The organism is Methylorubrum podarium (assembly GCF_022179745.1).
GTDB lineage: Bacteria > Pseudomonadota > Alphaproteobacteria > Rhizobiales > Beijerinckiaceae > Methylobacterium > Methylobacterium podarium.
On the sequence record NZ_BPRD01000105.1, the window covers coordinates 1 to 10,390 of the forward strand.

General features: G+C 70.8%; 7 protein-coding genes. 3 read left to right on the forward strand and 4 right to left on the reverse strand.

The genetic code is table 11. From position 1 onward, the window contains the following. Positions 1-1,911: squalene--hopene cyclase (gene shc, locus MFF42_RS05625; RefSeq protein WP_238254869.1), on the forward strand; the 1,911-nt coding region annotated here is incomplete at its 5' end. A gap of 136 nt (positions 1,912-2,047) precedes the next feature. Continuing rightward, the gene (locus MFF42_RS05630) at positions 2,048-2,716 is read left to right on the forward strand and encodes a spermidine synthase (RefSeq protein ID WP_238254870.1); all 669 of its coding nucleotides are present in this window, start codon (positions 2,048-2,050) and stop codon (positions 2,714-2,716) included. Positions 2,717-2,806: 90 nt separating this feature from the next. Here the strand turns inward: MFF42_RS05630 and MFF42_RS05635 are convergent, their stop codons facing one another. The 4 genes from MFF42_RS05635 to MFF42_RS05650 all read right to left on the reverse strand — a co-directional run bounded on the left by MFF42_RS05635 (position 2,807) and on the right by MFF42_RS05650 (position 9,577). Then, positions 2,807-4,183, reverse strand: a complete 1,377-nt coding sequence (locus tag MFF42_RS05635) for an aminotransferase class I/II-fold pyridoxal phosphate-dependent enzyme (RefSeq protein ID WP_238254871.1) — start codon at positions 4,181-4,183, stop codon at positions 2,807-2,809. Further along, a complete protein-coding gene (locus MFF42_RS05640) occupies positions 4,180-7,410 on the reverse strand; it encodes a PAS domain S-box protein (protein ID WP_238254872.1) in 3,231 nt (1,076 codons plus the stop codon). The genes MFF42_RS05635 and MFF42_RS05640 overlap by 4 nt, the downstream gene beginning before the upstream one ends. A gap of 321 nt (positions 7,411-7,731) precedes the next feature. Continuing rightward, positions 7,732-8,493, reverse strand: a complete 762-nt coding sequence (locus tag MFF42_RS05645) for a Crp/Fnr family transcriptional regulator (RefSeq protein ID WP_238254873.1) — start codon at positions 8,491-8,493, stop codon at positions 7,732-7,734. Between the two features lie 232 nt (positions 8,494-8,725). Then, positions 8,726-9,577 carry a glycoside hydrolase family 25 protein gene (locus tag MFF42_RS05650; RefSeq protein WP_238254874.1) on the reverse strand — a complete coding sequence of 284 codons (852 nt, stop codon included), beginning with the start codon at positions 9,575-9,577 and terminating at the stop codon, positions 8,726-8,728. A gap of 197 nt (positions 9,578-9,774) precedes the next feature. Between MFF42_RS05650 and MFF42_RS05655 the strand changes: the two genes are divergently transcribed. Continuing rightward, on the forward strand, positions 9,775-10,227 hold the full coding sequence (locus MFF42_RS05655; protein WP_238254875.1) for a DUF488 domain-containing protein: 453 nt from the start codon (positions 9,775-9,777) through the stop codon (positions 10,225-10,227). The last annotated feature ends 163 nt before the right edge of the window (positions 10,228-10,390 follow it).

Consider the following 10,390-nt stretch of genomic DNA (forward strand, 5'->3'; position numbering starts at 1 on the left):
GCCGCCCGCGCGCTCACCGAGATGACGCAGGCGGACGGCCACATCTGCTTCGAGCTCGAGGCGGATGCGACGATCCCCTCCGAGTACATCCTGTTCCACCAGTTCCGCGGGACCGAGCCGCGGCCGGGGCTGGAAGCCAAGATCGGCAACTACCTGCGCCGCACGCAGTCGAAGGTGCATGGCGGCTGGGCGCTCGTCCATGACGGCCCGTTCGACATGAGCGCGTCGGTGAAAGCGTATTTCGCCCTCAAGATGATCGGCGACGACATCGAGGCGCCGCACATGCGCGCCGTGCGCAAGGCGATCCTCCAGCGCGGCGGTGCGGCCAACGCCAACGTCTTCACCCGCATCCTGCTCGCCCTCTACGGCGAGGTGCCGTGGACGGCGGTGCCGGTGATGCCGGTGGAGGTGATGCACCTGCCGAAGTGGTTCCCGTTCCACCTCGACAAGGTGTCCTACTGGGCCCGCTGCACCATGGTGCCGCTGTTCGTGATCCAGGCCAAGAAGCCGCGGGCGAAGAACCCGCGCGGCGTCGGCGTGGCCGAACTGTTCGTGACCCCGCCCGATTCGGTGCGGACCTGGCCGGGCTCGCCCCACGCCACCTGGCCGTGGACGCCGATCTTCGGCGCCATCGACCGCGTGCTGCAGAAGACGCAGGACCGCTTCCCGAAGGTGCCGCGCCAGCGCGCCATCGATAAGGCGGTGGCCTGGGTCTCCGAGCGCCTGAACGGCGAGGACGGGCTCGGCGCCATCTTCCCGTCGATGGTCAACTCGGTGCTGATGTACGAGGTGCTGGGCTATCCGCCCGACCACCCGCAGGTGAAGATCGCGCTGGAGGCCATCGAGAAGCTCGTCGCCGAGAAGGAGGACGAGGCCTATGTCCAGCCCTGCCTCTCGCCGGTCTGGGACACGGCGCTGAACAGCCACGCCATGCTGGAGGCCGGCGGCGCCCAGGCCGAGGCCAATGCCCGCGCCGGCCTCGACTGGCTCAAGCCCCTGCAGATCCTCGACATCAAGGGCGACTGGGCCGAGACCAAGCCGAACGTGCGCCCCGGCGGCTGGGCCTTCCAGTACGCCAACCCGCACTATCCCGACCTCGACGACACCGCCGTCGTCGTGATGGCGATGGACCGGGCGCAACGTCAGCACGGTCTGGTCAGCGGCATGCCGGACTACTCGGCCTCGATCGCCCGCGCCCGCGAATGGGTCGAGGGTCTGCAGAGCGCCGATGGCGGCTGGGCGGCGTTCGACGCCGACAACAACCACCACTACCTCAACCACATCCCGTTCTCGGATCACGGCGCGCTGCTCGATCCGCCGACCGCGGACGTGACCGCCCGCGTCGTCTCGATGCTGTCCCAGCTCGGCGAGACCCGCGAGACCAGCCGGGCGCTCGACCGCGGCGTGACCTACCTGCTCAACGACCAGGAGAAGGACGGGAGCTGGTACGGCCGCTGGGGCATGAACTTCATCTACGGCACGTGGTCGGTGCTCTGCGCGCTGAACGCGGCGGGTGTCGATCCGCAATCGCCGGAGATCCGGAAGGCGGTGGCGTGGCTCATCCGCATCCAGAACCCGGATGGCGGCTGGGGCGAGGACGCCTCCTCCTACAAGCTCAACCCCGAATTCGAGCCGGGCTACTCCACCGCCTCGCAGACGGCCTGGGCGCTGCTCGCCCTCATGGCGGCGGGCGAGGTGGACGACCCGGCGGTCGCCCGCGGCGTCAACTACCTCGTGCGCACGCAAGGGCAGGACGGGCTGTGGAGCGAGGAGCGCTACACCGCCACGGGCTTCCCGCGGGTGTTCTACCTGCGCTACCACGGCTACCCGAAGTTCTTCCCGCTCTGGGCGATGGCCCGCTTCCGCAACCTGAAGAAGGGCAACAGCCGTCAGGTGCAGTTCGGGATGTAGCGCACGGCGTCTTCCCTCCCCCTTGCGGGGAGGGACCGAGGGTGGGGGTCGTGCAGGCGGCACCGCAACGTTCCCTCCTGAGCCACCCCCACCTCCAACTCCTCCCCGCAAGGGGGAGGAGAGACCGTGATCGCCCATGATCCCCTGGGAGCACCTCGACACCGCCGCGATTCCCGGTGAGGCGGGCAGCCTGCGCCTGATGCGCCGCGGGACCGAATACTCGATCCAGCTCGACCGCAACGAACTCATGAACAGCCGCCTCAGCGGCTCGGAGGAGGCCCTGGCGCGGCTCGCCGCCGAGCGGATCGCGGGCGCGAGGGCGCCGCAGGTGCTGATCGGCGGCTACGGCATGGGCTTTACCCTGCGCGCGGCGCTGCGATTTCTGCCGGAGGCGGCGCGGGTGACGGTCGCCGAGATCGTTCCGGCGGTGCTCGCCTGGGCGCGCGGGCCGATGGCGGCGCTGACCGGCCCCAGCCTCGATGATCCGCGGGTGACGATCCGCGAGGCGGATGTGGCCGCGGTGATCCGCGAGCGACCGGGCGCTTACGACGCGATCCTGCTCGACGTGGACAACGGCCCCGACGGCCTCACCCGCGGCGCCAACGATCGCCTCTACGACGCCGCCGGGCTCGGTGCGGCCCGCGCGGCGCTTCGCCCCCGCGGCGTGCTGGCGGTGTGGTCGGCCCATCCCGACGCGGCCTTCACCCGGCGGCTCGGGCAGGCAGGGTTTTCGGTCGAGGAAGTGGCGACGCGGGCGCGCGGCAAGCGCGGGGCGCGGCACGTGATCTGGCTGGCTGGACGGTGAGACCGCGAGCGATCCTAGTCTCAACCTCATCCTGAGGCCGCCGCTTCGCGCCGGCACCTCAGGAGGAGAAGATCGGGATCCGCGGGCGTCTTACGCCCCCCGGCGCGCCATCAGCTGCTCGATCAGCGTCGCGCCGGTCTCCAGCGCGGACAGCTCCTCCGCCACCGTGGCCACCGTCTGCGCGATCTGCTCCGGCGTGTGCTCGGAGGTCATGAAGAAGCGCAGGCGCGAGGAGCGCTCCGGCACCGCCGGGTGGATGATCGGCTGGACGTTGATGCCGCGCTTGAACAGACGGTCGGAGAGCGTCACGGCCTTCAGCGAATCGCCGATGATGATCGGGATCACCGCGAGACCCAGGCTCGAACCGGTGTTCAGCCCGTGCTTCTTGGCGAGCGCCAGGAACTGGTGGCCGTTGCGGCGCAGGCGCTCCACCCGCTCCGGCTCGGCCTGCATCACCGAGAGGGCGGCCTCGGCCGCGGCGGCGAGGGGCGGCGACATGCCGACGCTGTAGACGAAGCCGCCCGCGGTGCATTTCAGGTACTCGATCAGCGCCGAGGGACCGCAGATATAGCCGCCGCAGGAGGACAGCGTCTTCGACAGCGTGCCCATCCAGATATCGACGTCGGCGGCATCGACCCCGCAATGCTCGTGCAGGCCGGCGCCGGTGCGGCCCAGCACGCCGAGGCCGTGGGCGTCGTCCACCATCAGCCAGCACTCGTAGCGGCGCTTCAGTTCGACGAAGGCGGCCAGGTCCGGCGCGTCGCCGTCCATGCTGTAGAGGCCCTCGATCACGATCAGCGCGCGGCGGTGCTCGTGGCGGGTCGCCTCCAGGAGCTTTTCGAGGGCGGCCGGGTCGTTGTGGGCGAAGGAGCGGCGCTGCGCCCCGGAGAGCTGCGCGCCCGTCACCACGCTGTTGTGGATCAGCGCGTCGTGGAAGATCACGTCCGGCGCTTCCAGCATGGCGCCGATGGCGGTGACGTTGGTGGCGTGGCCGCTCACCATGATCACGCAGGCATCCGTGCCGTAATGGGCGGCGAGCGCCCGCTCCAGCTTGAGATGGCTGGGCCGCTCGCCTGCGACGATGCGGCTGGCCGAGGCCGAGGTGCCGAACGCCTCGATCGCCTTGCGCGCCGCCCCGCTCACCGCCGGGTGCCCGTTGAGGCCGAGGTAATCGTAGGACGAGTAATTGGAGTAGGCTTGGCCCTCGATGCGGGTCTGCGCGCCGGCGCGGGTCTCGTGCACCCGGAAGAACGGGTTGCCGAGGCCGATCAGGTCGGCGGCCGAGCGCTGCAGGCGCAGCTCGCGGTAGCCGGTCAGCTTCTCGAAATCCTGGGCCGATTCGTTGGCGACGGGCGCCCTGGTCTCGGCGGGAGCGGGGCTGGGCCGCGCGTTGGCGCGGCCGAGCCGGTTGGTGACGAAGCTCGCGAGCGCGGCCCGGCCGTCCTGCGGGCGTGACGGCTGGGTCATTGCAAGATCTCTTTGATGTCCGAGACGTTCTTCTCGACGAGTTCGTTGAACGGCGTGAGCGTGGCGGCGTCGAGGTCGCCGACATGCTTGGTCGCGAGGCTCAGGGTGACGCCCGCGGCCTCGTCCACCGGCGTCGCCACCGCCTGGATCAGGGTCTCGGTCAGCTCGTTGACGGTGAGCCCCGAGGAGATGCCGGCCGGCGGCGCGTCGAGGGCGAAGCGCTCCTGCAGGCTCGCCCCGAGCTCGACGCCCATCAGCGAATCGAGGCCGATCTCGGAGAGCTGGCGCACGCGGCTGATGTCGTCCTTCGGCAGGCGCAGGATGCGGGCGATGTCCTCGACGATGGCGTCGGAGACGACTTTTCGCACCGTGTCGATGTCCTGGGACCGCAGCAGCACGCCGATATTGATGGCGGCCACGCTGCCGGATTCCGCCTGCTGGTCGCCGCCGAGGCTGGCGTAGCTCGGCGAGCGCAGGGTGGCGAGGCGCTCGCGCGCCTTGCCCCAGTGCATCGCGGCGATCGCGATCACGCCCGCGTCGCTCGCGCCCGTCTGGCCCTCCAGCGCCTCGGCCATCAGGTCGAGGCAGAGGCGGGCCTCCATCGGGGTGACGCCGACGCGGGAGGACAGCGTCTCCATCACCGCCTTGTTGCGGGCGAGCACGCCGACATCGCCGATGGCGCCCCAGGCGACCGCGAGCGCCGGCAGGCCGAGGCGGCGGCGCTGGCGGGCGAGCCCCTCCATGAAGCCGTTGGCGGCCACGTACGAGCCCTGACCGGGATTGCCGATGAAGGTCGTGGCCGAGGAGAACAGCACGAAGTAGTCGAGCTTGCGCCCGCGGGTGGCCGCGTCGAGATGCTGCGCGCCGATCACCTTCGGGGCGATCACCGCCTCCAGCGCCGCCCCCTCGCCCTCCCCCGAGAGCAGGATGTCGTGCGCCTTGCCGAGGGCCACGAGCCGGGCCACCAGCGCCTCCTTCACCGAGGCGATGTCGGTGACGTTGCGCAGGGTCTGCGAGGCGATGGCCTGGGCCATGGTCAGGGTGTTCTTCAGGCGATGGCTCAGCTCGCGGTTGAGGAAGCGCTGCTGCTCCTCGGCCTGGATGCGGGCGAGGGCCACGGAGACCCGCCCGGCCACCTCGCGGACGAAATCGACCTCGCCCGGCTCCCAGGCCCGGGATTCGGGGGCGTGGGCGTAGACGAGGCCGACGGGCTCGCCCCGCCGCATCAGCGGCACGCCGAGCAGGGCGCGGGCGCCGATGGCGGCGTAGCCATCCGCATCCGGCGCGAGGCCCGGATCGCCGGCGAGGTCGGGCACGGCGAGGATCTCGCCGCGGCGCAGCCGGGCGAGGCTGGCCGGAAACGACGCCGGCTCCGTCCCCCCGATCGCGACGCCGGCGGCATCGATGGCCGCGCAGCCCGCGGCCGTGAGGCCGAGGGTGCGCCCGAGGATCCCCGCCGCGATCCCGCCGATCTCCGCGGGGCCGGCGGCGTCGCGCAACCCGTCGCCGAGCTCGATCAGCGCCGTCTGGCGCGCCTCGGCCGCCTTCTCCGCGGAGATGTCCTCGATCATCGCCGTGGCCTGGATCGCCTCGCCGCGCACCTGCGAGACGAGGTTGACCCGGCACCAGATCAGGCGCCCGTCCTTGCGGCGGAAGCGCTTCTCCAGCGTCTCGCGCACGATCTCGCCCGCGGCGAGGCGGCGGTGCAGCTGGTCGCGCTCCGCCGCATCCGCCTCCGGCGTCCACTTGACGACGGAATGCCCGACGATGTCGGATTCCTCCGCCCCCCAGATCGCGCAGAGCTTGGGATTGGCCTCGAGCGCGACCATGGTGCGCGGTTCGATCTGCACGATGCCGACATTGGCGCCCTCGACCACCGCCCGGAGCTGGGCGGCGACGCGGTTGCGCTCGGTCAGGTCCAGCATGGCGCCGATCATGCGCAGCGGCCTGCCGCCGGGCGCGCGCACCATCGAACCGCGGTCGAGCACGTCGGCGTAGGAGCCGTCGGCGCGGCGGAAGCGGTACTCGTGCTGCCAGTCGCGCCCGTCGCCGGCGATGATGCGGCGGATCTCCGCCTCGACGCCGGCGCGGTCCTCGGGGTGGACGCGGTCGAGCCACCACCGGCCGGTCGGCTCGACCGCCTCCGGCGCCCAACCGTAGGCGGCCTGCAGGGCCTCGTTCCACAGCACGTGGTCGGCGACGAGGTCCCAGTCCCAGATCGCGTCGTTGGTGGCGCGGGTGACGAGGCGGTAGCGCTCCTCCGTCGCGGCGATGGCGGCCTGCGCCGTGCGCTCGGCGGTCACGTCGCGCACGGTGCCGACGAGGCGCCGCGCCCGGCTCGTCGCACCGTCCCTCTCGACGACGAGGGTGCCGCGGGCCGCGACCCAGGCGATCACCTCACCCGCGCCATTGCCAGCGCGATCGCCCGCGACCGTGCGGTAGGTGGCGTCGAACAGGCCGGACCCGGCGGGGTCGAGGGCCGCCTGCACGGCGGCATCGGTGCGGTCCCGGTCGTCGGGATGGAGGCGGGCCAGGAAGGTGCCGGCGTAGCTCACGGCCTCGTCCGGCCCGACCCCGAACAGGGCGCGGGTGCGGCCGTCCCAGGAGAGGATCCCCGTCACGAGGTCGTAGTCGAAGATGCCGGTCCCGGCCGCCTCGATCGCGAGCCGCAGGCGCAGTTCGCTGTCGGCCAGGGCCGCGGCCTCGATCCTGCGCGCCGCGATGCCCCGGCGCAGCTCGAGCTGCGTCATCACCGTGCGGGCGAGCGCCTTGAGGCCCGCCCGCTGCGCGTCGCTTAAGCCCTCGGGCCGGGGACGGGTATCGAGCACGCACAGGGTGCCGATCGCGACCCTCTCCGGGGTCACCAGGGGGGCGCCGGCATAGAAGCGCATCCCCGGTTCGCGGGTCACCAGCGGGTTGGCGCGGGTGCGCGGGTCGGCGGCGAGGTCAGGAATGACCAGGACGTCGCGCCCGGCCAGCGCGTGGACGCAGATCGAGCGGTCGAGCCCGGTCTCGGGGGACGCGAAACCGAGCCGCGCCTTGAACCATTGCCGGTCGTCGGTCAGCAGGCTGACGAGGGCGGTCGGCGCGGCACAGAGCTGCGCGGCCAGCGTCACGGCGTCGTCGAACGCCGCCTCGGCGGGCGTGTCGAGGATGTCGTAGCGGGCCAGCGCGGCCAGCCGCCCGGCCTCACCGGAGCTTGCGACGTCGTCGGGCGGTCGGCTCATGGGACCCGGCAAGGACGAACCCGGAAAGACTGTTTCCAGCGAGACTGTTCCCAGCGAGCCGGATGATCGCGGCGCCCTTCTTCCGGAGCCGCCTGCGGCGGCCCGCCATCCGGACGGCCGCGATGGTGCCTCGGTGATGTGTCGGGCACAAGTCGTCTGCCGGAAAGGTCGTGTCGTCCGAAGGAAAATCCGAGGTGTCCGGTCGGATCCGGGCACGGCCGGGAGCGTCGCCCTCGGATTTCGACCCGGGGCGATGCATCCGATTCCTGTCTTCGCGTCGTCGTTTTCCGACAGCCGGAACCCATTTTTCGGGCCGATGCTCTATTCGGGCGGCTCGATCGCGACCAGCCGCCCGCTCGGACTGTAGACCGCGCCGAGCACGGTCTCGTAATGGCGCTTGACGCAGGCATGGCACTCGCAGGCGACCTCCTCGATCGCCGCCCGGTTGACGATGGTGATGCGCCCGCGCCCGACCTCGATCAGTCCCTGCTGCTGCAGCATCCGCAGGATGCGGGTGAGATAGGTCCGCTGCACGCCGAGCATCGCGGCGAGCGATTCCTGGGTGATCGGCAGGACGTCGCTGTCGAGGCGGTCCTGCAGCGTCAGGAGCCAGCGCAGGCAGCGCTCCTCGATCGGGTGGAGGGCGTTGCAGGCGACCGATTGCAGCACCTGCGCCAGCAGGCAGTCGGAGTAGCGGGTGAACAGGTTGCGCAGGGATTCCGAGCGCCGCTTGACCTCCTGGAGCCGCACCGACTCCATCCGCAGGACCGGCCCGGCGATCTGGATCAGGGCATGGGTCGAGGCGGGCAGGCCGCCATTGCTGACCACGCCCCCCACCGCCCCCTCGCGGCCGATCGTGGCGGTCTCGGCGCTGCGCCCGTCGATCATCGAGATCAGCAGGGTGACCACGGTCTGGTCGAGGGGAAAGGTGATGAAATCCACCTCGTGCCCGGCGGCGAACAGCGTCTCGCCGCGCTGGTACTCCAGCCGCTCCATGTCGGGCAGGAGCAGGCCGCGATCCTCGGAGCTCAGGCAGTTCAGGAGCAGGTTGCCTTCGAAGCAGCGCTCTGTGGCCGAAGGCATGTACAACTCGAAGTCCGTCTGGTCGCCGGGCCGGCTCCTAGCGCAAGGTTTGTCGCGCAGTCTGTCTACAAGTAGACAGATATCGCGTTGCACACGAAAAAATTCAGGCTACGGCCCGTCGAACCGCACGCCTCGCCCGAACCGGGCAGACGGGCAACACAACATAGGATGTCATGACCGGATGAGCCGACGCCGCGACGGGCCTCGGCTCCGCGCTTCGACCGGTTTGACCCTACTTGTCGGCGCAGAGTCCCCGGCTCGACAGGCGCCGATGCTCCCGCGGGTCGCAATCGGTGGCGAGGAACGAGGCCCACTCGGTCGGGCTGCCGTAGAAGGCGTTGCGATCGACGTCGCCCCGCACGCCGGGCACGCGGCCCGTCGAGGTGAACTGCCACAGCATCCACTTGCGGTTGGCGTAGCGCTGCTCGGGCTCCGCGGCCGTGGAGCGGACCCAGTGGGGATAGTCGGGCAGCTCGTCTTCCAGCACGTCCTTGTGGAAGGTGATGTCCGTGTAGATGATCGGCCGCTTGCCGGTATAGGCCTCCATCTCGTCGAGCATGGTGCGGATCATCGCCAGCGCCTGAGGCTTGGGCAGCTTCTTCGGGCACTTGGCCGAGTGGCCGTTCCACTCCACGTCGAGCACCGGGGGCAGGGCGGTCGGATCGTTCGGCACGTTGCGCTTGAACCACGCCATCTGGTCCTCGGCCGAGCGGCACCAGAACACGAAGTGGTAGGCCCCCCGCGGCACGCCGGCCCGGCCCGCCCCGTCCCAGTTCTCGCGGAAGCGCTCGTCAACGTGGTCGCCGCCCTCCGTCGCCTTGATGAAGGCGAACTGCGTGCCGGCCGCCTTGACCGAGGCCCAGTTGATCGGCCCCTGCCATTTCGAGATGTCGATGCCCTGGACCGGGTGGCTCTTCGCCCGCGCCACGCCGGGATGGGGCTTGGCGTCGCCCTTGGTGGGGTAGAAGTCGTTCTGCGCGGCGCAGGCCGCGAGTCCGGACAGCAGCAGGGCGGCGAGCCCGCGCTTGAGCCAGCCGCGCGGAGCCGGTGCGCGCTTCGAGGAAATTTCGGTGTCCAGCGACATCGACGGCCCGCCACTTCTCGCGTGCGACTTCAATGGGTATTCGATGCCCTTGATCGGGTTAACAGAACTTTGCTGGCATTGCGGCGGATTTCCGGAAGGCGTTGCGCCGCAGGCACATAGGCCCCCGAGAGGCTGTCCGGCGGCCGCGCCGCCGCCATCTAAAACCTTGCCGACCCTGAATTTTTCCTGAGCCCGCGATGCGCAAGACTCTGTTCACCATCGGATACGAAGGCCTGACGCCGGAGCGCCTGCACGCCGCGCTGAAGGAGGCGAACGTGTCCGTGCTCGCCGACGTGCGGGCGGTGGCCAATTCGCGCAAGCGCGGCTTCTCCAAGGGCGCCCTGAAGGCGGGGCTCACGGAAGCCGGGCTCGGCTACGCGCATTTCCGCGGGCTCGGCACGCCGAAATCCGGCCGCGAGGCGGCCCGCGCCCACGATGCCGGTCTGATGCGCCGGATCTATTGCGAGGAGGTGCTCGACACCGCCGACGGCGGCCTCGCCCTCGACGCCCTGGCGGAGCTCGCCGCGCGGCAACCGGTCTGCCTGCTCTGTTTCGAGCGCGACCCGGCCCGCTGCCACCGCCGCGTGCTGGCCGAGCGGCTGGCCCCGCGCGGCTTCGAGACGGTCGACCTCTACGGCGATTTTTTATAGTTTTTTCGGGACTTGGTCGTGTGCCCGCCCCAGGCTCGGCCCGAAACGTCTCAAAAAAAATCAGCGCATGAGGCTCGGTGCTCCGAGGCGCGGCTGCACGCCCTCGCGCATCACCACGCGGCGCAAGGGGGGGATCGCGCTCAGGGCGACGAGGCCGAGGCCG

Coding starts and splice junctions, on each gene's coding strand:
- MFF42_RS05630 (WP_238254870.1), top strand. CDS start 2,048: ATGATCCCCTGGGAGCACCTCGACACCGCCGCGATTCCCGGTGAGGCG.
- MFF42_RS05640 (WP_238254872.1), bottom strand. CDS start 7,410: ATGAGCCGACCGCCCGACGACGTCGCAAGCTCCGGTGAGGCCGGGCGG.
- MFF42_RS05655 (WP_238254875.1), top strand. CDS start 9,775: ATGCGCAAGACTCTGTTCACCATCGGATACGAAGGCCTGACGCCGGAG.
- MFF42_RS05650 (WP_238254874.1), bottom strand. CDS start 9,577: ATGTCGCTGGACACCGAAATTTCCTCGAAGCGCGCACCGGCTCCGCGC.
- MFF42_RS05635 (WP_238254871.1), bottom strand. CDS start 4,183: ATGACCCAGCCGTCACGCCCGCAGGACGGCCGGGCCGCGCTCGCGAGC.
- MFF42_RS05645 (WP_238254873.1), bottom strand. CDS start 8,493: ATGCCTTCGGCCACAGAGCGCTGCTTCGAAGGCAACCTGCTCCTGAAC.